Annotated in this window: 20 protein-coding genes; 16 read left to right on the forward strand and 4 right to left on the reverse strand. The window is 63.1% G+C overall.

Going from position 1 to position 22,801, the window contains the following annotated elements:
* Positions 1 to 289: 289 nt before the first annotated feature.
* From ACODTW_RS19050 to ACODTW_RS19095, 10 genes are all read left to right on the forward strand, one after another.
* Positions 290 to 1,081 (forward strand): YdcF family protein, encoded by a 792-nt coding sequence (locus tag ACODTW_RS19050; RefSeq protein ID WP_488947638.1) that lies wholly within the window; start codon positions 290 to 292, stop codon positions 1,079 to 1,081.
* A 68-nt stretch (positions 1,082 to 1,149) separates the two neighbouring features.
* Entirely contained in the window at positions 1,150 to 2,154 is a 1,005-nt protein-coding gene (locus tag ACODTW_RS19055; protein WP_488947639.1) for a lytic murein transglycosylase, read from the forward strand.
* A gap of 132 nt (positions 2,155 to 2,286) precedes the next feature.
* Positions 2,287 to 3,216, forward strand: a complete 930-nt coding sequence (locus ACODTW_RS19060) for a septal ring lytic transglycosylase RlpA family protein (protein ID WP_488947640.1) — start codon at positions 2,287 to 2,289, stop codon at positions 3,214 to 3,216.
* A 151-nt stretch (positions 3,217 to 3,367) separates the two neighbouring features.
* Positions 3,368 to 4,570, forward strand: coding sequence for a D-alanyl-D-alanine carboxypeptidase family protein (locus tag ACODTW_RS19065; protein ID WP_488947641.1), 1,203 nt, complete (start codon positions 3,368 to 3,370; stop codon positions 4,568 to 4,570).
* 5 nt (positions 4,571 to 4,575) lie between these two features.
* Positions 4,576 to 5,211, forward strand: coding sequence for a dTMP kinase (tmk, locus tag ACODTW_RS19070; RefSeq protein ID WP_488947643.1), 636 nt, complete (start codon positions 4,576 to 4,578; stop codon positions 5,209 to 5,211).
* Positions 5,208 to 6,332: a DNA polymerase III subunit delta' gene (locus tag ACODTW_RS19075; RefSeq protein ID WP_488947645.1), complete on the forward strand. Its 1,125-nt coding sequence runs from the start codon at positions 5,208 to 5,210 to the stop codon at positions 6,330 to 6,332. Before tmk ends, ACODTW_RS19075 begins: the two co-directional genes overlap by 4 nt.
* A 36-nt stretch (positions 6,333 to 6,368) precedes the next feature.
* Positions 6,369 to 7,916 (forward strand): methionine--tRNA ligase, encoded by a 1,548-nt coding sequence (gene metG / locus ACODTW_RS19080; protein ID WP_488947646.1) that lies wholly within the window; start codon positions 6,369 to 6,371, stop codon positions 7,914 to 7,916.
* Positions 7,916 to 8,710, forward strand: coding sequence for a TatD family hydrolase (locus tag ACODTW_RS19085; RefSeq protein ID WP_488947647.1), 795 nt, complete (start codon positions 7,916 to 7,918; stop codon positions 8,708 to 8,710). Before metG ends, ACODTW_RS19085 begins: the two co-directional genes overlap by 1 nt.
* A gap of 4 nt (positions 8,711 to 8,714) precedes the next feature.
* Positions 8,715 to 9,506, forward strand: coding sequence for an MBL fold metallo-hydrolase (locus tag ACODTW_RS19090; protein ID WP_488947649.1), 792 nt, complete (start codon positions 8,715 to 8,717; stop codon positions 9,504 to 9,506).
* Between the two features lie 49 nt (positions 9,507 to 9,555).
* The gene (locus tag ACODTW_RS19095) at positions 9,556 to 10,593 is read left to right on the forward strand and encodes an oxidoreductase (RefSeq protein ID WP_488947650.1); all 1,038 of its coding nucleotides are present in this window, start codon (positions 9,556 to 9,558) and stop codon (positions 10,591 to 10,593) included.
* Between the two features lie 148 nt (positions 10,594 to 10,741).
* On the opposite strand, the gene ACODTW_RS19100 is transcribed toward ACODTW_RS19095, so the two are convergent.
* Positions 10,742 to 11,605 (reverse strand): alpha/beta hydrolase, encoded by an 864-nt coding sequence (locus ACODTW_RS19100; RefSeq protein WP_488947651.1) that lies wholly within the window; start codon positions 11,603 to 11,605, stop codon positions 10,742 to 10,744.
* A 5-nt stretch (positions 11,606 to 11,610) separates the two neighbouring features.
* The gene (locus tag ACODTW_RS19105) at positions 11,611 to 12,048 is read right to left on the reverse strand and encodes an HIT domain-containing protein (RefSeq protein WP_488947652.1); all 438 of its coding nucleotides are present in this window, start codon (positions 12,046 to 12,048) and stop codon (positions 11,611 to 11,613) included.
* A gap of 201 nt (positions 12,049 to 12,249) precedes the next feature.
* On the opposite strand from ACODTW_RS19105, the gene ACODTW_RS19110 reads away from it, so the two are divergent.
* Positions 12,250 to 14,841, forward strand: a complete 2,592-nt coding sequence (locus tag ACODTW_RS19110) for a glycosyltransferase (RefSeq protein ID WP_488947653.1) — start codon at positions 12,250 to 12,252, stop codon at positions 14,839 to 14,841.
* 22 nt (positions 14,842 to 14,863) lie between these two features.
* Here ACODTW_RS19110 and ACODTW_RS19115 read toward each other — a convergent pair whose 3' ends face one another.
* A complete protein-coding gene (locus tag ACODTW_RS19115; protein ID WP_488947655.1) occupies positions 14,864 to 16,111 on the reverse strand; it encodes a pyridoxal phosphate-dependent aminotransferase in 1,248 nt (415 codons plus the stop codon).
* Here ACODTW_RS19115 and ACODTW_RS19120 point away from each other — a divergent pair.
* Positions 16,110 to 17,477 (forward strand): M48 family metalloprotease, encoded by a 1,368-nt coding sequence (locus ACODTW_RS19120; RefSeq protein WP_488947657.1) that lies wholly within the window; start codon positions 16,110 to 16,112, stop codon positions 17,475 to 17,477. The genes ACODTW_RS19115 and ACODTW_RS19120 overlap by 2 nt on opposite strands.
* 41 nt (positions 17,478 to 17,518) lie before the next feature.
* On the opposite strand, the gene ACODTW_RS19125 is transcribed toward ACODTW_RS19120, so the two are convergent.
* Positions 17,519 to 19,021 carry a DUF3369 domain-containing protein gene (locus ACODTW_RS19125; protein ID WP_488947659.1) on the reverse strand — a complete coding sequence of 501 codons (1,503 nt, stop codon included), beginning with the start codon at positions 19,019 to 19,021 and terminating at the stop codon, positions 17,519 to 17,521.
* A gap of 272 nt (positions 19,022 to 19,293) precedes the next feature.
* On the opposite strand from ACODTW_RS19125, the gene ACODTW_RS19130 reads away from it, so the two are divergent.
* The 4 genes from ACODTW_RS19130 (at position 19,294) to accC (ending at position 22,700) form a co-directional block, all read left to right on the forward strand.
* Complete coding sequence (locus ACODTW_RS19130) at positions 19,294 to 20,076, forward strand: DsbA family protein (RefSeq protein WP_488947661.1); 783 nt, start codon at positions 19,294 to 19,296, stop codon at positions 20,074 to 20,076.
* Positions 20,077 to 20,359: 283 nt separating this feature from the next.
* The gene (gene aroQ / locus ACODTW_RS19135; RefSeq protein ID WP_488947662.1) at positions 20,360 to 20,818 is read left to right on the forward strand and encodes a type II 3-dehydroquinate dehydratase; all 459 of its coding nucleotides are present in this window, start codon (positions 20,360 to 20,362) and stop codon (positions 20,816 to 20,818) included.
* Positions 20,819 to 20,854: 36 nt separating this feature from the next.
* Complete coding sequence (gene accB, locus ACODTW_RS19140; protein ID WP_488947664.1) at positions 20,855 to 21,322, forward strand: acetyl-CoA carboxylase biotin carboxyl carrier protein; 468 nt, start codon at positions 20,855 to 20,857, stop codon at positions 21,320 to 21,322.
* 31 nt (positions 21,323 to 21,353) lie between these two features.
* On the forward strand, positions 21,354 to 22,700 hold the full coding sequence (accC, locus tag ACODTW_RS19145; RefSeq protein ID WP_488947727.1) for an acetyl-CoA carboxylase biotin carboxylase subunit: 1,347 nt from the start codon (positions 21,354 to 21,356) through the stop codon (positions 22,698 to 22,700).
* The last annotated feature ends 101 nt before the right edge of the window (positions 22,701 to 22,801 follow it).

The raw sequence follows: 22,801 nt of genomic DNA on the forward strand, positions 1-22,801 counted from the left end.
GGTGATACTCTAATGCGATCCGACAATGATCTTCATCTCCGCAGACATGAGCGGCATGATCAGACCCTGTCCATCGGCGCCCAGGAAATTGCCGTCAAAAAAAGTCACGCGCGCATCAGCCCGCAGACCTTTCCCAGATGGCAACCCCATGGTCGTGAATATCATCGCACAATCGTATCGGATATGGAACGCGTCATTGATCGGAGCCCGGATTTTTCGCCGAAAATACAAGGTTGCGGCGGGCACTAAGCGGGCACTGGATTTTGAATTTTTCTAAGGAATCCGTCGGATGGATTTCATTTTAGGCAAGCTTCTGGGTGTCGCCACTTCGCCGGGGCATTTTCTGCTGTTGCTCATCGTGGCAGGCGGCATGATGTTTCGGCGCCGGTGGGGGCGTGTCGCGCTGTTCACGGGGGTGGTCAGCTTCGTCGCCATCGCCATGACACCGGTCTCCGTGTGGGTGCTGCTGCCGCTGGAGCAGCGGTTTCCATCGGAAATAAAGGAAAATATGCCGCCCCTGGATGGAATCATCGTGCTGGGCGGTGCCATCATGCCCGGAGGGTCGGCGGAACACGGGTCGCCCCAGCTGACCCGCGATGCCGAACGCCTGACGGTACTGCCCGGGCTGATGCGACGGTTTCCCGAAGTGCCGGTCATCTTCACGGGCGGCAGTGGCGATCCGCGACGGCCGGACGAAAAGGAAGCGCCGGTCGCCTTGGCATTGTTGACGGATTGGGGGGTGGACACCAGCCAAGTCATCATCGAGGACCAGTCCCGCACCACCTGGGAAAATGCCGTGAACAGCCGCCCCCTGATTACGGTCCGTGGCGGCGGGCACTGGCTGCTGGTGACGTCGGCGTCCCATATGCCGCGGTCCATGGGTGTGTTCCGCATCGCCGTGCCGGGGGTGAAGTTCAGCCCCTATCCGGTGGGTTACAACGCCGACCGGGCCGATGCCTGGCGGTTCGGGCTCAACCTGTCTGACAATCTCCAAAGGCTGGAATCCGCCGCCTATGAGTGGCGGGGCTTGATTGCCTATCGGCTGGCCGGGCGCACCGACGCGCTGTTCCCGGCACCGTGATTGTGGCTTGCCGCCCCGTTCCGGGGCGTGCCACAAGAAATGGATGCGGCCCGCAGGAGTGCCACAACATGATGATCGCAATGCCCGTTCAGGCCCGGATTCGGCAAATCGTCGGGCTGTCGCTGCTGCTGACCGCGCTGGCGACCTGTCTGCCGGCAACGGCCGCGCCCGACTTCCAGCAATGGCTGAGCGAGTTGCGGGCCGATGCGCGCCGGGAAGGGGTGACCGACCGCACCATCGACGCCACCCTGACCAGCATCCAGCCGATCGGGCGCATCCTGGAACTGGACCAGCGGCAGCCCGAGCGCACGATCAGCTTTGACACCTACCTGTCGCGCGCTATCACCCCGGCCCGCATCCGCAAGGCGCGGGAAAAGCTGAAGGCCAACCGCGCGGTGCTGGAACGCGTCGGCAAGCAGTATGGCGTACAGCCCCGTTTCATCGTGGCGCTGTGGGGCATGGAAACCGATTTCGGCGGCAATATGGGGGGCTTCAAGGTCGTGGACGCGCTGGCCACGCTGGCCTATGACGGCCGGCGCAGCGCCTTTTTCCGGGCCGAACTGCTGAAGGCGCTGCGCATCATTGATGAAGGCCACGTCGTGCCGGACCGGATGCTGGGTTCCTGGGCCGGCGCCATGGGCCAATGTCAGTTCATGCCCTCCAGCTTCTTTCGCTTTGCTCAGGATTACGATGGTGATGGACGGCGCGACATCTGGGGCACGCAGGCCGACGTTTTTGCCTCCGCCGCCAATTATCTGAAAACAGTGGGCTGGAATCCGGCCCAGACCTGGGGACGTGCCGTGCGCCTGCCCAAGGGTGTTGATTCGGGGCCATGGGCCGGATTGGATAAATTCCAGCCGCTGTCAGTCTGGGCCAAGCGGGGCCTGCGCGCGGCCGATGGCAAACCCCTGCCGAAATCAGCCCTGGATGCTGCCCTGGTGATGCCGGATGGTCCGACGGGCAAGGCCTTTCTGGTCTATGGGAACTACCGGACCATCATGGACTGGAACCGCTCCACTTATTTCGCAACCGCGGTCGGAATCCTTGCCGACCATATTGGCGCGGGCAAATGAGTTGATGTAGGCTGCGGCCACAATCCGTTGGGGTAGGGAAGTATGGCGCGGGCAAATCTTGTAAGATTGGCGGTCCTTGGCATTGGTATCGCCAGCTTGGCGGGCTGTTCGACACCACCGCCACCGGCACCTGTGGCAAAGCCCGCCGCGCCGGAGCCGGCCCCCGTTCCGGGCGGTACCTACAAGGTCGGCAATCCCTATCAGATTGACGGCGTCTGGTACTATCCGCGCGTCGACTACAACTATAATGAAACGGGTATCGCCAGCTGGTACGGGCCGGGCTTTCACAAGAAGATCACGGCCAATGGCGAGCTTTACAACGAGAACGAACTGACGGCCGCGCACCAGACGCTGCCCATGCCAAGTCTGGTGCGCGTCACCAATCTGGAGAATGGCCGTTCCATCGTCGTGCGCATCAATGACCGCGGCCCCTTCGTATCCGGTCGCATCATCGACATGTCGCGCCGCGCCGCCCAGTTGCTGGCCTATGACCAGAAGGGCACGGCCAAGGTTCGGGTGGAAGTGCTGGCCGATGAAAGCCGCGCCATCGCCGCCGCTGCCATGAATGCCGGTACGCAGGTGGCCGGTTCGCCCGATGGCGGTCCGGTGCCGCAGGCGGCACCACGCCCGTCGGTGACGGTGGAGGCGACACCCCTGGCACCGCCCAGCGGGGCGAAGGGACCGGCAAAGGCGCCGACACCGCCGCCGCAGGTGGCAGCTGCACCACCGCCGCGCACCATCGTCGCCCCGACCACATTGGCGGGAACGACGACGGAGGATGGCCGTTTCCTGCCAGCCCCCGTGGTGGAACAGAAGCCGGTGCCCGCAAAGCCCGGCAAGATCTATGTCCAGGCCGGCGCCTTTGCCAATTATGACAATGCTGGCCGGCTGCGCGCCAAATTGAACTCAATCGCGCCGGCCAATGTTTCCACCGTGACGGTTGGCGGCCAGCAATTGTATCGCGTCCGGCTGGGGCCGTTCGATCAGGTGGAACGCGCCGACGAGGTGCTGTCGCAGGTGCTGCAGGTCGGCACGACAGAGGCACGCATCCTGATCGACTGATCCGGTCCCGCTGCGACATCGGGTCGTGTCATGTCGGCAATTGTTGCACAGGGACGGCCGCGTCTGGGAAAAGGATCGGAGAGGTTCCGATCAATCGCGGGATCCTGTGGGGTCCCATCTGTTCCGCTACCGTGAAGGGTTGACTGCAAAGATGGATATTCGGATCGCACATCGGATGAAGGGTGCCGCCCGCCGCGTGGCGGTGGCGCTCTTGTTCAGCGTGTCGGCCCTGCCGGCGGCCGCGGCCAGCCTGGAAACCATCGCCAGCCAGGCGATCCTGGTGGATGCCGACACCAATACGGTCATGTTCGAAAAGAACGCCGATCAGCGCATGCCCACCTCTTCGATGTCGAAGGTGGCGACCGCCTATATGGTGTTCGAACGCATCAAGGAAGGGCGGCTGTCATTGGATGACAGCCTGACCGTTTCGGAGCGTGCCTGGAAGGTACAGGGCTCCAAGATGTTTGTGGAGTTGGGCAACAATATCAAGGTCGAGGATCTGATCCGCGGCATGGTCATTCAGTCGGGCAATGACGCCTGCGTCGTGCTGGCCGAGGGACTGTCCGGAACGGAAGAGGCCTTTGCCGCCGCCATGACCAAGCGGATGAAGGAACTGGGACTCGTCAATACCAGCCTGATGAATGCGTCGGGCATGCCCGATCCGAACCATTATTCTACAGCCCGTGACCTGTCCGTGCTGGCCCGGCACCTGATCCATGATTTCCCGCAGCATTATCATTATTATTCCGAGCTGGAATATACCTATCACGGCATCAAGCAGGGCAACCGAAACCCGCTGCTCTATCGCAACATGGGCGTGGATGGCATCAAGACCGGCCACACGGAAGCGGCCGGCTATGGCCTGATCGCCTCGGGCGAGCGTGACGGGCGCCGTCTGGTGCTGGTGGTCAATGGTCTGCCCAACATGCAGGCCCGCGCCGACGAAAGCGCGCGCATCCTGGAATGGGGCTGGCGCGAATTCGATAATTTCACCCTGTTCAAGGGTGGGGAGACGGTGGACAGCGTCCCGGTCTGGCTGGGTGTGGCCGAAACGGTGCCCCTGATCGTGCAGGATCAGGTGAAGATCACCATGACGCATGAACAGAAGCAGAAGATGAAGGTCAGCTTCACGGCCAATGCGCCCATCGCGGCCCCCATCGTCAAGGGCACCACGCTGGGTACCCTGCATATCACGGCACCCGACCTGGCGCCGATTGAACTGCCGCTGCTGGCCGGTGCCGACGTGGCGCGGCTGGGCCTGTTTGGTCGCGTCGGTGCCGCCCTGTCGCACATGTTCGGCGGCGGTTCGTCCGCGCCGGCACCGGCCGTCCCGCCGGCCACGGCCGCACAGTGACCGGCGTGGCGCGCGGGCGCTTCATCACGCTGGAAGGCGGAGAAGGGGCCGGCAAGTCGACCCAGATCCGCCTGCTGGCCGATGCGCTGCGGAGGGCCGGGATCGGGGTGGTGACGACACGGGAACCCGGTGGATCGCCGGGAGCGGAAGTCGTGCGCGACCTGCTGGTCAATGGTGATCCAGGCCGCTGGCTGCCGGTCAGTGAGGCCATGCTGCTGTCCGCCGCCCGCCATGATCATGTCATGCGCACCATCCGGCCGGCCCTGGATGCCGGACAATGGGTGCTGTGTGACCGGTTCGCCGACAGCACCATGGCCTATCAGGGCTTCGGCCACGGGCTGGATCGCGCCATGTTGACCACGCTGCGCGACATCGCCGTGGCCGGCACCATGCCGGATCTGACCTTGATCCTGGATGTCGATCCGGCACAGGGGCTGGCCCGGGCCGCCGCCCGTCGCGGGGGTGAAGACCGGTACGAACGCATGCAGGCAGCGTTCCATGAACGCTTGAGGGATGGCTACCAAGCCATTGCAAAGGCTGAGCCGGAACGCTGCGCCCTGATCGATGCCTCGGTGGGGATCGAGGCAATCCAGCTGTCCATTCGCACGACCGTCGCCACCCGGTTGGGGGTGGCGCTATGAGTGCGGCGGGGCTGGACCCGGCGGAGGCCTTCCATCCCCGCCGCAATACCCACTTCGAGGGGCACCCCGCGGCCGAGAAGCTGTTGCTGGACAGCTGGAATTCCGGTCGCATGCATCATGCCTGGCTGATCGGCGGGCCGCCCGGCATCGGCAAGGCCTCGCTGGCCTTTCGTATGGCGCGGTTCGTGCTGACCAAGGGATTGCCGGGGGAGCAGGAAATGGGCCTTTTCGGCCCGCCGCCTGACCCCACCAGCCTGAATACCGACCCACAGAGCGCCGTCAATCACCGTATCGCGGCCGCTGGCCACGCTGACCTGCTGACCATCCAGCGCACCTGGGATGAAAAGCGCAAGCGCTTCAAACGCGACCTGCCGGTGGAGGAGATCCGCCGCATTGCACCCTTCCTGCGCCTGACCTCTGCCGAAGGGGGATGGCGCGTCGTCATTGTAGACGGCGCCGACCAGCTGAACAGCAGCGGCCAGAACGCCATTCTGAAAATACTTGAGGAACCGCCATCCAAGGCCCTGATTTTACTGGTCGCGGATAATGTCGGCGCCATGTTGCCGACCATCCGGTCACGCACCCGCAAGCTGGCGCTGGAGCCGATGTCGGAGGCGCAGGTGCGGTCCCTGCTGTTCCGTTACCTTCCCGATCTGGAGGATGCGGAACGCACGGCGCTGGCCCGTCTGTCCGAAGGGTCCATCGGTCGGGCCATGGAACTGCATGCGGCAGGTGGCCTTGACCTGTACAAGGCCATGCTGGGGGTATTCGACACGCTGCCCCGGATGGATGTCCTGGGCGCCTACGCCTTCATCGATGCCGTCCTGCGGGGTGGGAACGAGGAAGCGAATTGGGTTGCCGTCACCGAGCTGATCGGCTGGTGGCTGGGTCGCATCGCCCGTGCCGCGGCCCGCAGCACCATCCCGCCGGAGGTCGTGCCGGGCGAGGCCGCCCTTGTCCATCGCCTGATGCAAGGGAGCCACCGGGTGGGCGGCCTTGATCGGTGGGTGGAGGTGTGGGAGAACACCAACCATATGTTCGCCAAGGCGGAATCCGCCAATCTCGACCGCCGCCAGACCTTGATGTCCGTGCTGTCGGCGATTGAAGCGGCCGCCGCCTGAGCCCATCTGTTCCAGTCTGCCAAGCGGAGAAGACCCATGTCCGGGCGCACGCCCTATTACATCACCACGCCGATCTACTACGTGAACGATGCGCCGCATGTCGGCCACGCCTACACGACGATCGCCTGCGACGTGATGGCCCGCTTCAAGCGGCTGGACGGTTTTGACGTCAAGTTCCTGACCGGCACCGATGAGCATGGCCAGAAGGTGCAGAAATCGGCGGAGACGTTCGGGACGACCCCGCAGGAGCTTGCAGACAAGAATTCCCAGAATTTCAGAGACTTGGCGAAGCTTCTGAATGTCAGCAATGATGATTTCATCCGCACCACCGAACCCCGCCACGTCAAGGCCGTGCAGGCCCTGTGGCACCGGCTGGTCGACAGCGGCGACGTCTATCTGGGCAGCTATAGCGGCTGGTACTCCGTCCGCGACGAGGCCTATTACGGCGAGGATGAGCTGACGGAGCGGGATGGCAAGCGCTTTGCCCCCACCGGCGCCCCCGTCGAATGGGTGGAGGAGCCCAGCTACTTCTTCCGTCTGTCCGCCTATGCCGAGCCGCTGCTGAAGCTCTATGAAGAGCAGCCGCAATTCATCATGCCGTCCGGCAAGCGGTCGGAAGTGATCAGCTTCGTGAAGGGCAGCCTTCGCGACCTGTCGATCAGCCGCACCACCTTCGACTGGGGCATCAAGGTTCCGGGCGACGAGAAGCATGTGATGTATGTCTGGCTGGACGCGCTGGCCAATTACATTACCGCCGTCGGCTATCCCGATGAAACAGCAGACTTTTCCAAGTTCTGGCCGGCCGATCTGCACATGGTCGGCAAGGATATTCTGCGCTTCCATACCGTCTATTGGCCGGCCTTCCTGATGGCCGCCAAGCTGCCCTTGCCCCGCCGCGTCTTTGCCCATGGCTGGTGGACGGTCGAGGGCGAGAAGATGTCAAAATCGCTGGGCAATGTGGTCAAGCCGGCTGAATTGATCGAGACCTATGGCCTGGACCAGACCCGCTATTTCCTGATGCGTGAAATCCCGTTCGGCAATGACGGTGACTTTTCCAAGCGTGCCATGGTGCAACGGATCAATGGCGAATTAGCCAATGATTACGGCAACTTGTGCCAGCGTGTTCTGTCGATGATCCAGAAGTACCACGAGGGCAAGGTGCCCACGCCGGACATTCTGACCGATGCCGACCATGTGCTGCTGAACGCGGCCAAGGGCATGCTGGATGCCGTGCGGGCCGAGCTGGACGTGCAGGCCTTCAACAAGGCCCTGGATGCCATCTGGCGCGTCGTGGGCGATGCCAACCGCTATGTCGATGAGATGGCACCCTGGACCCTGCGCAAGACCGATCAGGTCCGCCTGGGCACGGTGCTGTACAACCTGGCCGACGTGATCCGCCAGTTGGCGATCCTGACCCAGCCCTTCATGCCCGATGCCAGCAACCGCATTCTGGATCAGTTGGTGATCCCGGCCGATCAGCGCGGTTTCGGTGACCTGATGGCCCATCCGCTGGTGCCCGGCACGCCGCTGCCGGCCCCGGCCCCGGCTTTCCCGCGCTATGTCGCGCCGGAGGAGGCGAAGTGATGCTGGTCGACAGCCATTGCCATCTGGATTTCCCCGACTTCGCGCCGGAGCGTGATGCCGTGGTCCAGCGCGCCCGCGATGCGGGCGTGGGCCTGATGCTGACCATCTGCACCCATGTCAGCCGGTTCGGCCAGGTGCATGAGGTGGCGCAGGCCTATGATGATGTCTATTGCACCCTGGGCATCCATCCGCATCAGGCGGCAGAGGAATTCGCGCTCTGCGACGAGGCGGAGATGATCCGCTTGGCCCAGCAGTCCAAGGTCGTCGGGATCGGCGAGACGGGTCTGGATTATTTCTATGACAAGTCGCCCCGTGACGTGCAGCAGGAGGCTTTCCGCCGCCATATCCGCGTCTGCCTGGAAACCGACCTGCCCATCATCGTCCATACCCGCGATGCGGATGAGGATACGATCAGCATCCTGCGCGAAGAGGGGCAGGGGCGTCTGCGCGGCCTGCTGCACTGCTTCAGCAGCAGCCGGCAACTGGCTGAACAGGCTCTGGAAATCGGCTTCTACATCTCGCTGTCCGGCATCCTGACCTTCAAGAAGTCGGAGGAATTGCGGGAGACGGCGGCGATTGTTCCCATGGACCGGCTGCTGGTGGAAACCGACGCCCCCTATCTGGCGCCCGTGCCCATGCGCGGCAAGCGCAACGAACCGGCCTTCGTGGCCCATACGGCCCGCACCCTGGCCGAGGTGAAGGGCGTCGATGCCGCCACCATGGCATCCGTGTCCACGGCCAATTTCCTGCGCCTTTTCAACAAGGTGCCGCAATCGGCTGTGAAGGTGGCCTAAGGCATTGGATTTGCGCGTCACCATATTGGGCTGTGGCGGTTCCGGCGGTGTGCCGCTGGTCGGCAATGTCTGGGGCAACGCCGATCCGGCCGAACCCCGCAACCGCCGCCGTCGGCCCTCCATCCTGGTGCAGAACGAGGATACGACCATCCTGGTCGATACCGGCCCGGACATGCGCGAGCAGTTGAATGATGCTGGCGTGAAGCGGCTGGACGGGGTGTTGTACACCCATGCCCATGCTGACCACGCCCATGGCATTGACGACCTTCGCGCCGTAAACTGGTTGCAGCATGCGCCGGTTCATCTCTATGGCAATGCGACGACCATGGAGATATTGACGCGGCGGTTCGATTACTGCTTTGCCGAGGCCGAGGTCAAACCGCCGCATTTTCCGCGACCGGTCCTGATACCCCATGTGATTGATGGCCCCTTGACCATTGGTTCCATTGAGATTCTGCCGTTTGTGCAGGACCATGGCTATTCCTGGACCTTAGGCTTCCGCTTCGGTCCCTTCGGCTATTCCACCGATGTCGTGCGCCTGTCGGACGAAGCGTTCGAGATTCTGGATGGCATTGATACCTGGATCGTCGATTGCGTGCGGCTGGAGCCTCCACATCCGGTGCATGCGCACTGGGACGTGACCAAGGCATGGATTGAACGGCTGCAGCCGCGCCGTTCGGTGCTGACCCATATGAACCAGAGCATGGATTATGCCAGCCTGCGGGCGATGCTGCCACCGGGTGTGGAGCCGGGCTATGATGGCATGGTGCTGGTGCCGGGCGGGCAGGGGGATTGACGCTGCCTTCAGAACGGTTCGCAAGGCACTGTTTTGAAAGGATTTCGACATGATTGTGCGGACAGCGCTGGTTGGCTTTGGCTATGCCGGCCAGACCTTTCACGCCCCCCTGATCGCGGCGTCGGGCGGATTGGACCTGTCAGTCATCGTGTCGGGGCAGGCGGACAAGGTGGCGGCCCTGTGGCCGGCGATCCCGGTGCGGGGGCTGGAGGAAGTGCTAGCCGACCCAGGCATCGACCTGATCGTCATTGCCACGCCAAATGATACCCATGCCGATCTGGCCCGGCGTGGATTGCAGGCCGGCAAGCATGTGGTGGTGGACAAGCCGTTCACCGTAGATCTGGCCGATGCACGCGATTTGGCGGCCTTGGCCAAGGCAACCGACCGGGTGCTTTCCATTTTCCATAATCGGCGCTGGGATGCGGATTTCCTGACCCTGGCGGACCTGATCCGGCGTGGGGAATTGGGTCGGATCACCCAGTTCGAAAGTCATTTCGACCGGTTCCGTCCCGTGCCCCGCGACCGCTGGCGCGAACGGGCTGGCGTGGCCGGGGCGGGGCTTTGGTATGATCTGGCTCCACATCTCATTGATCAGGCGCTGTGCCTGTTCGGCCGTCCGCAATCGATCCAGGTCGATATCGCCACGCAGAGGCCAGGCAATGGCGCGCCAGATTACTTCCATGCCATCCTGACCTATGCGAATGGGCTGCGGGTGATCTTGCACGGTTCCATGCTGACACCAGACAGCAATCTGCGCTTCGCCGTGCATGGCGATGGCGGCAGCTTCATCAAGCACGGCCTGGACAGCCAGGAGGATGCGCTTAAGGCTGGTGTCGTGCCGGGTGCATTCGACTGGGGGGGCGATCGGACACCAGGGTGGTTCACACGCATCGTGGATGGTCAGCCCGTCAGTGGTCAGCATGGCGGCATCGCCGGCGACTACCGGCGCTATTATGCGGAGGTGGCCGATGCCATCCGCAGCGGCACGGCCAATCCGGTCCCGGCTGATGAAGCCGTGGCAGTGATGGAACTGATTGATCTGGGACAGCGCAGCGCCGAAATGGGCCGGAAACTGACCCTGGACTGACGTTATTTTCCATAATCTTACTTATCGCCATTTTGGCTGTATTTTTCAAAATATCAAATAAAATCAATATGTTATGGTCATTTCCGAATATGAGGCTTGGACGCCGGCGATGCTCCTTCGGTCTGCGTCCAAGCCATCTCTGACGCGCTTATTTGATCGGGTTCGGGCCCGGTAAGGCGGCGCGCAGGGCCGGTAAGGCTGCGGGGTGATAGACGGAATGGTGCCGTTCGCCCGGTAAATCCTGGAAATCCCAGGTCACGCCTGCCGGGGCGTTGGCCTTCAGGGCCGCCATGACCCGATCCAATCCTCCGCGCATGCCGCCGCCTTCATTGCCAATAGCCAGATGCAGGCTGCGCACGCCGGGCTTCTGTGCTTTCAGCAGGTCGGCAGCCTGATAGGACAGTGCCTCCTTGTTCCACCACAGGCTGGGGCTGACGGCGATATAGTGGCTGAACAGGTCCGGCTGGCGCAGGAACGTCTCCACGATGAACAGGCCGGCCAGGCTCTCCCCGATGACGCCGGTCTCTCCCGACGTCCGGAAGTTCTTCTGAATGAAGGGCTTCAATTCCGATGCTAAGAACTTGCGAAAATTGTCGGCACCGCCATGGGTCGGCAGTTCCTTGATATCCAGCGGGTCCTGGGATGGCGAGGTCAGGTCGCGCTTGCGATCCGTCCCCTCGATACCGACCAGGATCACTTCCTTGGTGACGCCGTTCAGCTCGCCCAGTTGCACCAGCCCCGCAATGTGGAACCAGTCCTCCTTCTCCCCGCCGTCGATCAGGTACAGCACGGGATAGGACTGCTTGCCATCTGCATAAGAAGCGGGCAGCAAGATGTTGATCTTACGCTTTTCTTTCAGGATCGTGCTGTCTAGTGCGTAGGCATTGCCAAACGGGATGACGGCGCCCTGCTCCAGCGCCGGTGCGCTGTCCGGGGCCGCTGTCGCTGGCATTGCATATGTGGTGAGGGCCAGCGCTAAGCCCGCCACCCTGCCCCATTCCTTGACTTTCATCTTGTTCAGTTTCCCTGGATTGCCGGTATTTCTTGTTGAAGGGCCTCCCACAGCCGATCGGCCAGGGCTGCCAGTTCGTCACCGCCATAGGCGGCGCTGTGCCCGCTGCCCCAGACGGGGCCGGGCCAGGCCGGGTCGGTCTTGCGCCGGGCGATCACATGCACATGCAGTTGCGGCACGAGATTGCCGAGCGCGCCGATATTCATCTTGTCGGGGGTGAAGAGATGGTCCAGGACGCGCGCCGCTGCCGTCGTCTCCTTCAGCAACTGGATCTGCTGCGGCGTGGCCAGACGGTGGATTTCCACAGCGCCGGGACAGCGCGGCACCAGGATCAGCCATGGGAACAGCCGGTTGCGCATCAGCAGCACGCGGCAGAGCGGCCAGTCGCCAAGCGCCACCGTGTCGGCGGCCAACCGCGTATCCAGATCGAACGCTGTTTCCATCGCGGGTCTCCCCCTTCCCCGTTTTCTACCGGTCTATACCAGGATCGGGCTGTTAGGCTATGCTGCTGACAGAACAGCCATGATCGCCATTGCGCTTTTCACAAAAATAACAGAAACGGCTGCCACAACATGCGGGTTGCCGCCGTTCACTGTCGGCGGATTCCAGGGGCAAGACGAAACACGATGGGCAAAATTCTGAAAATGCGGGCCTCGGCTTGGGCCGTGCTGGTTCTGCTGGTGCTGGGCAATGTCGGGGCCTGGGCCCTGTCCAACCGGCCGACCACGCCGGAGAAGCTGTGGTCCGGCACCATTTCCGGCGTCGCCTTCAGCCCCTATCAGGAACACCAGAACCCGCAGGATGGCCGCCACCCCAGCCGCGCCGACATGGCCCGCGACATGGGTGTAGTGGCGCCCTATGTGCGCTCGGTCCGCACCTATACGGCGACCGACGGGCTGGAAGTCATTCCCGAGCTGGCGGCCAAGCATGATCTGGACGTGACCGCCGGGGCCTGGATTTCGGGCGACCTGGGCAAGAACGAGCAGGAGATCAACTCCCTGGTCCGCCTGACCCGCGCGAACAAGAATGTGACGCGCGTCATGGTCGGCAACGAGGTGATGTATCGCGGCGATCTGGAGGTCGACGCCCTGATCGACTATGTCCAGCGCGTCAAGAAGCAGCTGGACGTCCCCGTCTCTACGGCCGAGCCGCCCTATGTCTGGATCAAGTATCCCGAACTGGCGGCGTCGGTCGATTACATCACCATCCATCTGCTGCCCTATTGGGAGAAGGTGCCCATCGAACAGGCCATGGACCGCGTGCGCCAGGGCTATGACGAGGTGCGGGCCAAGTATCCGGACAAGCATATTCTGATCGGCGAGGCCGGCTGGCCCTCGGATGGCCCCTATCGCGGTGGTGCGCAGGCCAGTCTGGTCAATCAGGCCCAGTTCATCCGCAACTTCCTGAATCTGGCCGGTGAGAACCGCTGGGACTATTACATCATGGAAGCCTTCGACCAGCCCTGGAAGCGGGAGATCGGCGGCGAGGCGGAAGCCAACTGGGGTATCTGGGACACCCATCGCCAGATGAAGTTCCCCATGGAAGGCGGCGTGTTCGAGGTGCCGGGCTGGCCCGTGCTGTGTGCCATCGCCACGGCCCTGGCCTTCATCCCCATGTTCTGGTTCGTGCTGATGCGCGACGACCTGAAGCCGGCAGGACAGCTGTTCTATGGCGCGCTGATCCAAGCCATCGCGTCGGGGCTGGTCTGGACCGCGACGGAGGCGATGACGACGGGCATGAACACCCTGTCCTTCGTGGCCTTCCTGATCTTGATCTTTGCCCAGATCCTGCTGTGGGTCGTGGTGATGATCGACGGGCTGGAACTGACGGAGGTCGTGTGGACCGACCGCTGGAAGCGGAAATTCACCCCCGCCAAGGTCAATCCCAACAATTACTACCCCAAGGTTTCGATCCATGTGCCCTGCTATAACGAGCCGGCGCATATGGTGATCGAGACGCTGAACGCGCTGGCGAAGATGGATTATCCCAACTTCGAAGTGCTGGTCATCGACAACAATACCAAGGATGAGGAGGTGTGGAAGCCGCTGGAGGCGCATTGCGCCAAACTGGGCCCGCATTTCCGCTTCTTCCATCTGGCCAAATGGCCCGGCTACAAGGCCGGTGCGCTGAATTTCGGTCTGGCTGTGACGGCGCCGGATGCCGAGGTGGTGGGCGTCATCGACAGCGACTATCAGGTCACGCCGGACTGGCTGTCCGCCACCATCCCCTATTTCGAGAACCAGAAGGTCGCCTTCGTCCAGAGCCCGCAGGATTACCGGGAATGGCACGTCCATCCGTTCCACCGGATGATCAACTGGGAGTACCAGGGTTTCTTCCATATCGGCATGGTGCAGCGAAACGAGCGCAACGCCATCATCCAGCACGGCACCATGACCCTGATCCGTACCTCAATCCTGAAGAAAGTGGGCTGGTGGGCCGAATGGTGCATCTGTGAGGATGCGGAACTGGGCCTGCGCCTGTTCGAGGAAGGTCTGGAAAGCGTCTATATGCCCGACAGCTTCGGCCAGGGGCTGGTACCGGACAGCTTCGCCGGCTACAAGACACAGCGCTTCCGCTGGGCCTATGGCGCCGTGCAGATCATCAAGCGGCACTGGCGCGAATTCCTGCCCAGCGGCACGAAGCTGACCTTCGGGCAGAAGTACCATTTCGTCACGGGCTGGCTGCCCTGGTTCGCCGATGCCGCCCATATGGGCTTTGTCATCGGCGGCATCTTCTGGTCCCTGGGCCTGCTGCTGGCCCCGCGCTATTTCGAATTTCCGCCCACCGTCTTCATCATGCCCACGCTCGGCGTGTTCTTCTTCAAGGTGGCGTGCGGTCTCTGGCTTTACGCGGCTCGCGTGAAATGCGGCTTCCTGGATAAGGTGAATGCCGCCGTCGCCGGCATGGCCCTGACCCACACGGTCGGCCGCGCCGTCTGGACGGGCCTGTTCACCGAAGGCCGCCCCTTCGTCCGCACGCCGAAATGCGAGGATCAGCCGGCACTGATCCAGGGCTTCCTGCATGCCAAGGAGGAAGTGATGCTGATGCTGGCGCTGTGGGTCACGGCCTTCGCCGTGGGCTGGCGCGAGGGTGGCGACAATCGCGATGCCTATATCTGGTCGGCGATGCTGGTGGTGCAGTCCCTGCCCTATATCGCCGCCTTGGCGGTCGCCACCATCAACGGCCTGCCGGCACCCAAGGAAGACGGGCCGGAGGCGGTCGCGGCGGCGGAGTGATCCGCCGCAACCGAACCGGTGATCACCGGCCCGCCCAGGCGACCAGCCGGCGGACCGCCTCTGCCACTTCCGTTTCCGCCGCGGCGAAGCTGATGCGCAGATAGCGGTGGCCACGGTCCGTGTCGAAATCCAGACCCGGCGTGATGGCCACGCCGGTTTCAGCCAGGATGCGTTTGCAGAAGCCTTCGCTGTCATTGGTCAGCCGGCCGACATCCGCATAGATGTAGAACGCTCCATCGGCCGGGGCCAGATTGTCGAACCCAGCCTTGGGCAATTCGTTCAGCAGCAGGTCGCGGCTGCGGTGATAGCGGGCGACATGGCCTTCCGCCTCCTCAATACAGTCAAAGGCGGCAACGGCGGCGCATTGCGACAGGGTGGGGGCGGAGATGAACAGGTTCTGGGCCAGGCATTCGGTCGCCCGCACCAGTTCCGGCGGCACCACCATCCAGCCCAACCGCCAGCCCGTCATGCTGAAATATTTGCTGAAGCTGTTGATGATGAAGGCGCGGTCACCATAGGCCAGCGCCGTTTGCGCCCGCACATCGGTGAACTCGATCCCGTGATAAAGCTCGTCGCTGATCAGGCGAACGCCATTCGCCTCGCACCACAACGCCAGGTCCCGCATGGCGTCGGGCGACAGCATGGTGCCAGCGGGGTTGGACGGGCTGGCCACGATCAGGCCCCGTACGGGCTGTTCCAGGGCGGCCAGCAGGGCTGGTGTGGGCTGGAACCGCGTCTCCGGCCCCGTCGGGATCTCCACCGGAATCAGGTCGAGCGCGCGCAGGATGTTGCGATAGGCCGGATAACCCGGGGCGGCCAGGGCCACACGGTCCCCCGGCTCGAACGCCGCCAGAAAGCTCAACAGGAAGCCCGCCGATGATCCCGTGGTAACGGCGATGCGTTCCGGCCCGACCGAGACACCATAACGGTCGCGATACCAGCGGGCGATAGCCTCACGCAGGGCCGGGATGCCGAACGCCTCGGTATAGGCCAGCTTGTCCGCGTCCAGCGCCGCGTGGGCCGCCTTGATGACACCGCGCGGGGCCGGCGTGCCGGGCTGGCCGATTTCCAGATGCAGCACATCGCCTCCGGCCGCCGCACGTTCATTGGCGGCGCGCATCACCTCCATCACGATGAAGGGTGCGACGCTTCCCCGCAGGGCCGGAGCCCATGGATTCTTGTCAGCCCCCCCGTGAAAGGTCGCCCTTCCCTCGCCATGTTTTTCATGGCTAGTGTCGGGTCGGGGTGCCTTGCCGATGGATAGACTCATGTTTGCGGTTCCAAAGCGGATTGCCAGTGCGGCGGTAGCAGTGCTGATGTCGGCGACATTGGCGGTGCAGCCCGCGGTCGCGCAAGGAAGATCGATCAGCTTCATCCGCGATACGGAAATCGAACATATCCTGCGCACCTATTCCACCCCGATCTTCAAGGTGGCGAATGTCGTGCCGGAATCGGTGACCATCGGGCTGGTCAGTGATGATTCGCTGAATGCCTTCGTGGCCGGCGGCCAGAACATGTTCTTCCATACCGGCTTCCTGATGGATACCGATGTGGAGGAACTGGTCGGTGTGACGGCGCACGAAACGGGGCACATTGCCGGCGGCCATCTGGCCCGCGCGGGTGATGCCATGGCCAATGCCGCCACCATCGCCACCATCTTCACCCTGCTGGGCATGGCGGCCGCCATCGGCGCTGGCCGGTCCGATGTGGGGGTCGGCGTGATGGGCGGCGGCCAGGAAGCGGCCGTGCGCACCTTCTTCGCCTTCACCCGCGGTCAGGAAGGGTCCGCTGACGAAGCGGCGATGCAGTATCTGGAAAAGCTGGGCTGGTCGTCGGAAGGGCTGATGCACATGATGCAGAAGCTGGCTGGGCAGGAATTGCTGCCGGAGAACCGGCAGGTGGAGTTCGTGCGCACCCACCCGCTGACCCGCAACCGCATCGAAGCCATCAAGAATTTCGTCGACACGCAATCGAAGAACAATGGCAAGCGGTTGCCGGAGGAATTTTACACCCAGCATGAACGCATGGTGGCCAAGCTGATGGGCTTCATGCGACCAGACCTGGCGCTGCGCCGCTATTCAGCCGATGACAAGGGCATTCCGGCCCGCTATGCCCGCGCCATCGCGCTGTACCAGAAAGGCAGGACGCGCGACGCCCTGGCACTGACCGACGGCCTGATCGCGCAGGAAAAGGACAATGCCTATTTCTATGAATTGAAGGGCCAGATCCTGTTCGAGGATGGCAAGGCGGCCGACGCCGTTCTGCCCTACCGTGAATCGGTGCGGCTGGACCCGGATTCCGGCCTGTTGCGCAATTCGCTGGGCCATGCCTTGCTGGAGGTGGGAGATGACCGCTTCCTGAATGAGGCCATTTCCCACCTGACAGTCGCCGCGCGGCTGGAAAAGAACTCCTCCCTGACCTGGCGCCTGCTGTCATCGGCCTATAGCCGCGCCGACATGCAGCCGCAGCTCTCTTATGCCAGGGCGGAGGAAGCGCTGGCGCGCGGGGATATCCGGGCCGCCAAGTTCCATGCCGACCGCGCCGAACGGCTGCTGCCGGCCGGGTCGCCGGAATGGATTCGCGCCCAGGATATCCGCGTCATGGTCGAAGCGCACGTTCCCAGCCGCGATTACTGACCCCAACGGGCAGAAGCCGATGATGATTGCCGCGGCGCCGGTCAGCGCAGGCGGCCGCGTGCCTGTTTCACCTGAAAGAAGGCATTGACCACGACGGGGTCGAACAGGATGCCGGCCCCGGCCTGAATGGTCTTCAACGCCTCTGCCTGGGGCACGGCCTCGCGCCAGCTGCGGCGGTGAGTCAGGGCATCGAATACATCGGCTACGGCGACGATGCGGGCGGCCGCCGGGATGTCGGTGCCCTTCAGCCCATGCGGATAGCCGCTGCCATCCCAGCGTTCATGGTGGGCACGCGCGATGCTGGCGCCAAAGGCCAGATAGTTGCTGCCTTCCACCATACGCGACGCCTTTTCCAGGATGGCGGCCCCGCGTTCGCAGTGCAATTCCATCTGGTGGCGTTCCTCCCCGTCCAGGCACTGTTCCTTCATGATCACGCGGTCGGGAACGCCAACCATGCCGATGTCATAAAGCATCGAGCCCATGGTGATGAGATCCAGGAACTCATCATCGACGCTGACGTCCCATTCAGGGGCACCGCGCAGCGCAAAGGCCAGTTCGGTCACCAGCCGCGACATGCGCAGGCCATGATCGCCGCCGCCATCAGGATCCTTGTATTCCGCCAGTCCGGCCAGGGCGATGACCGCCGCCTTGTGCGAGCGCTTGACCTGTTCATAAAGATGCAGATTGTCGAAGCCGATGGCGATCTTCGCTCCCAGCAGCTCCGCCAGCTTGCGCTCCAGTTCATCCAGCGGCCGGCCGACCTCCAGATAGGCCGCAGCGTCGCGGCCGTCGGCCGTGCGCAGCCACAGGATGATGCAGCGGTCATCGAACTCATGTTGGCGCCGGCGCATCACGTCCAGGATGCGGGTGGCCAGGGCCGCATCGGCGGCACTGCCCAGCGGCATGCCCACCTGATCGGCAAAGGGCCCGGCCGCCGCCAGAATCTGCGCATCATTGCGGGCGGCCCCGCGCAACACACAGACGATGCCGTCGGGCGCCACGTCCAGCACATGCGCCAGTTCCCGCAGCACAGCCTCCGCGAACCGGTCGATGGCGCGCAGGTGCAGAAGGCTGCCGGCGGCATCGATGATGCGTTCCATGCCCTGGCGCGACCGCATCAGTTCGGTGATATGTTCGAAGGAACGCAGGGCGGCGACCGTGGCCGTGCCCAGCTTCTGGGCGGTCAGCTCCGTCTTTGCCTTGTAATCGTTGATATCATAGCCGTGGATAACATCATCCTCGGGCGCCTGTCCGGGCTGGCCCGTGCGCAGGATGATGCGGACATGACGATTGCCCAACTCGTCGCGGATGCGGGGAACCAGACGCAGGCCGGCATCATCCGTCTCCATCACCACATCCAGCAGGATCATGGCGATGCCGGGATCATTGCGCAGGACCTGCATCGCCTCTTCGGCGGAATAGGCGGACAGGAACTGGATCGGACGCCCCCGATAGGTGAATTTCTTCATCACCAGGCGGGTCATGGCATGCACTTCCGGGTCGTCATCGACGATCAGGATCAGCCATGGACGCATTTCGGGCATGACAACTGCGACCGGGGGTTCCGGTCCCTCTTCACTGAAGAGGAGTTCGTCATCATTCACACCCATCCGGTGCCACCCGTTCGTGTCGGTCGATTGTCAAATCCAGGCGTGGATCCTGGCCAAGTCGACCACAATGCACACTGATGTATCACGGCATAGGTCTCCGGGGGAGGCAAGCCATTTGGGATAATGAGCGATTACGCGTGCTTGTTGCAACCGTGCGACGGACGTCGCATGGTGCGCCAAAGCCAAGCATGGATGAGCCATACGTTATGATGTTCACCTTCCCCATCTCCCGTCGCCCTGGCCCGCTTTCCCGGGGCTTGGCGCTTTCGCTGGCTCTGATGGCAGGGGCTGCCGCACTGCCGGCCCAGGGCGCCGACAAGCCGCTGGACAAGCTGGCCGTGGAGAAGATCGTCCACGACTATCTGCTGGACCACCCGGAAGTGATCCTGGACGCCATCAAGGCCCTGGAGTCCAAGGAGCAGGCAGAGTCGGAGAAGGTGGCACAGGAGGCCATCCAGGCGAATCGCGCTGCCCTGGAGCAGAATGCCGCCTCGCCGGTCGGCGGCAATCCCAAGGGGGACGTCACCCTGGTGGAGTTCTTCGATTACAATTGCGGCTACTGCAAGCGGACGCACCCGGAACGGTCCGCCGCCGTGAAGGGCGATGGCAAGGTCCGGGTGGTCTACAAGGAATTCCCCATCCTGGCCCCCTCTTCCAAGGAAGCCGCGAAGGCCGCCCTGGCCGCCAACCGCCAGGGCAAGTACGAGGCGTTCCATACCGCCATGATGACGCATGAGGGGCGCCTGGATACCGACGCGATCCGGGCCGTGGCCAAGGATGTGGGCCTGGACCTGAAGAAGCTGGAACAGGACATGGGTGATCCGGCCATCGAGGCGGAGATCAAGGCCAACATGGAACTGGCGCAGAAGCTGGGTATCCGCGGCACGCCCGGTTTTGTGATCGGCAACACGGTGGTGCCGGGCGCCATCGATGCCAGTCAGTTCGTCGCGCTGTTCAACGCAGCCCGCGCCGCCAAGAAGAACGGCTGAAGGCTCATACCTCCACCGGCAATCGGCCCCCTCGATTCGTGACAAAGGGGCCGATCACGCCGGGGCGTACGGGCCTTTGCGGGCAGCAAGGGCCGCGCCCTTGATGGACCCACGCGGCTTATCCGGTGATACCGGGACCGGTTAAGCACAGGAACGGACAAAACATTGCCCGATGGCATGAATAAACAGCTTACGTTTACGTAATTTTTACGGCCATTGCCCCAATCCGTGGCCGTGTTATAACCGCCCGGCTTCCGGTGATCATCACAACAGGGCGACCAACTTGGCGCAAAAGCCGTCAATCCTCATCCTCAACGGGCCGAACCTGAACATGCTCGGCACGCGTGAGCCCCATATCTATGGGGCGGAGACGCTGGCCGATGTGGAATCCTTGTGCCGGGCCGAGGGCGATCGCCTGGGTCTGGAGATCGATTTCCGCCAGTCGAACCATGAGGGCGAACTGGTCACCTGGATCCAGCAGGCGCGCGGAACACGTTCCGCCATCCTGTTGAACGCCGGAGCCTATACCCATACCTCCGTGGCCATACTGGACGCGTTGACGGCGGTTGACCTGCCCGTTATCGAGGTTCATCTGAGCAACATCTTCCGTCGCGAGCCGTTCAGACATCATTCATATGTCTCGATGGCAGCAAGGGGGGTTATTTGCGGCCTGGGGTCGCATGGCTATGTGCTGGCGTTGCAGGCGGCCGACCGCCTGGTCCGCGCCGGAACCAAGCCCTGATGTCCCCGACGCCTTTTGCATAAGGTTGAGAAAACCATGTCGAGCTTCGATCTGGATGCCGAGTTCGTGCGTATCATGGCCAAACTCCTGGAGGAGTCCGGTCTGACGGAAATGGAATATTCGGAAGGCGAACGGCGCATCCGGCTCAGCCGTGCTGTTCCGCCGGCCCCGATGGGCTATGCTCCGATGGCCTATGCCGCGCCGGCCGCCGCGCCGGCAGCTGCCCCGGTGCCCGCCGCCGCCCCGGCCGCCGTGCCGCCGGCCCAGCATCCCGGTGCGCTGAAGTCGCCGATGGTCGGCACCGCCTATCTGGCGTCTGAACCGGGCGCCACCCCCTTCGTGAAGGCCGGCGACAGCGTGAAGGCCGGCCAGACCGTCATGATCATCGAAGCCATGAAGGTCATGAACCCGATCAAGGCCCCCAAGGGTGGCACGGTGACGGAAATCCTGGTCTCCGACGCGCAGCCGGTCGAATTCGGCCAGCCGCTGATGATCATCGAGTGACCGGCCCATGACGGCGAAAACCCAGGACGGCCTGTTCGACAAGGTCTTGATCGCCAATCGCGGCGAGATTGCCCTTCGCATCCACCGTGCCTGCCGCGAGATGGGCATAAAGACGGTGGCCGTGCATTCCACGGCCGACGCAGACGCCATGCATGTGCGTCTGGCGGACGAAAGTGTGTGCATCGGTCCGCCATCGGCCAAGGAAAGCTATCTCAACATCCCGGCGATCCTGTCGGCGGCCACCATCACCGGGGCCGACGCCATCCATCCCGGCATCGGCTTCATGGCGGAAAACGCCCAGTTCGCCGATATGGTGATCGAGCATGGCTTTGCCTGGATCGGGCCGACGCCAGACCATATCCGTATCATGGGTGACAAGGTCACCGCCAAGAAGACGGTGATCGCGCTGGGACTGCCCTGCGTTCCCGGCTCCGACGGCCCGGTGGAAAGTTTCGAAACGGCGGCCAATGTGGCCGACCAGATCGGCTATCCCGTGCTGATCAAGGCCGCGGCCGGCGGCGGCGGCAAGGGCATGAAGGTCGCCTTCAGCAAGGAAGAACTGCGGGAAGCCTATCAGCTGGCCCGCGGCGAGGCCCGCGCCGCGTTCGGCAATGACGAGGTTTATCTGGAAAAGTACCTCGCCAATCCGCGCCATATCGAAGTGCAGCTGCTGGGCGACCATCACGGCAATGTCGTGCATTTTGGCGAGCGTGACTGTTCCATCCAGCGCCGTCACCAGAAGGTGGTGGAAGAGGCCCCCTCCCCGGCCCTGAATGCCGAGGAACGGGAGAAGGTCGGCTCGCTGGCCGCCCGCACGGCCAAGCTGCTGGGCTATCGCGGCGTCGGGACGATGGAGTTCCTGTACGAGAACGGGCAGTTCTATTTCATCGAAATGAACACCCGGCTGCAGATCGAGCACACGATCACGGAGATGATCACGGGTGTCGATCTGGTTCGTGAACAGATCCGTGTCGCCACCGGCGCACCGCTGGGGTACACGCAGCAGGATATCCGCTTCCACGGCCATTCGATCGAATGCCGCATTAATGCGGAACATCCCGAAACGTTCATGCCGTCACCGGGCCAGATCAAGCAGTACCACGCGCCGGGCGGTCTGGGCGTTCGCGTCGACAGCGCGCTTTATGACGGCTACCGGGTACCGCCGCATTACGACAGCATGATCGCCAAGCTGATCGTTCATGGCAACACGCGCAACGAGTGCCTGATGCGACTGCGCCGCGCGCTGGAGGAATTCGTCATCACCGGTGTCGATACCTCCATCCCGCTGCATCAGAAGATCATTGCGGAGCCGGATTTCATCAACGGCGACTACGACATCAAGTGGATGGAAGGCTGGATGAAGCGTCTGCAGGGCTGACGCTGCTTCTGTTCCCCACATCGACTTATCGGCAAGGCCCGGCAGAAGAAATTCTGCCGGGCCTTTTTATTCCGGACACGAAATGACAAGAAAAAGGCCCG

It is taken from the genome of Niveispirillum sp. FG148 (assembly GCF_057809655.1).

Coding starts and splice junctions, on each gene's coding strand:
- ACODTW_RS19120 (WP_488947657.1), top strand. CDS start 16,110: ATGTTTGCGGTTCCAAAGCGGATTGCCAGTGCGGCGGTAGCAGTGCTG.
- accB (WP_488947664.1), top strand. CDS start 20,855: ATGTCGAGCTTCGATCTGGATGCCGAGTTCGTGCGTATCATGGCCAAA.
- ACODTW_RS19100 (WP_488947651.1), bottom strand. CDS start 11,605: ATGAAAGTCAAGGAATGGGGCAGGGTGGCGGGCTTAGCGCTGGCCCTC.
- ACODTW_RS19055 (WP_488947639.1), top strand. CDS start 1,150: ATGATGATCGCAATGCCCGTTCAGGCCCGGATTCGGCAAATCGTCGGG.
- ACODTW_RS19125 (WP_488947659.1), bottom strand. CDS start 19,021: ATGCCCGAAATGCGTCCATGGCTGATCCTGATCGTCGATGACGACCCG.
- ACODTW_RS19110 (WP_488947653.1), top strand. CDS start 12,250: ATGCGGGCCTCGGCTTGGGCCGTGCTGGTTCTGCTGGTGCTGGGCAAT.
- ACODTW_RS19105 (WP_488947652.1), bottom strand. CDS start 12,048: ATGGAAACAGCGTTCGATCTGGATACGCGGTTGGCCGCCGACACGGTG.
- metG (WP_488947646.1), top strand. CDS start 6,369: ATGTCCGGGCGCACGCCCTATTACATCACCACGCCGATCTACTACGTG.
- ACODTW_RS19075 (WP_488947645.1), top strand. CDS start 5,208: ATGAGTGCGGCGGGGCTGGACCCGGCGGAGGCCTTCCATCCCCGCCGC.
- ACODTW_RS19115 (WP_488947655.1), bottom strand. CDS start 16,111: ATGAGTCTATCCATCGGCAAGGCACCCCGACCCGACACTAGCCATGAA.
- ACODTW_RS19050 (WP_488947638.1), top strand. CDS start 290: ATGGATTTCATTTTAGGCAAGCTTCTGGGTGTCGCCACTTCGCCGGGG.
- ACODTW_RS19130 (WP_488947661.1), top strand. CDS start 19,294: ATGATGTTCACCTTCCCCATCTCCCGTCGCCCTGGCCCGCTTTCCCGG.
- ACODTW_RS19095 (WP_488947650.1), top strand. CDS start 9,556: ATGATTGTGCGGACAGCGCTGGTTGGCTTTGGCTATGCCGGCCAGACC.
- ACODTW_RS19065 (WP_488947641.1), top strand. CDS start 3,368: ATGGATATTCGGATCGCACATCGGATGAAGGGTGCCGCCCGCCGCGTG.
- ACODTW_RS19085 (WP_488947647.1), top strand. CDS start 7,916: ATGCTGGTCGACAGCCATTGCCATCTGGATTTCCCCGACTTCGCGCCG.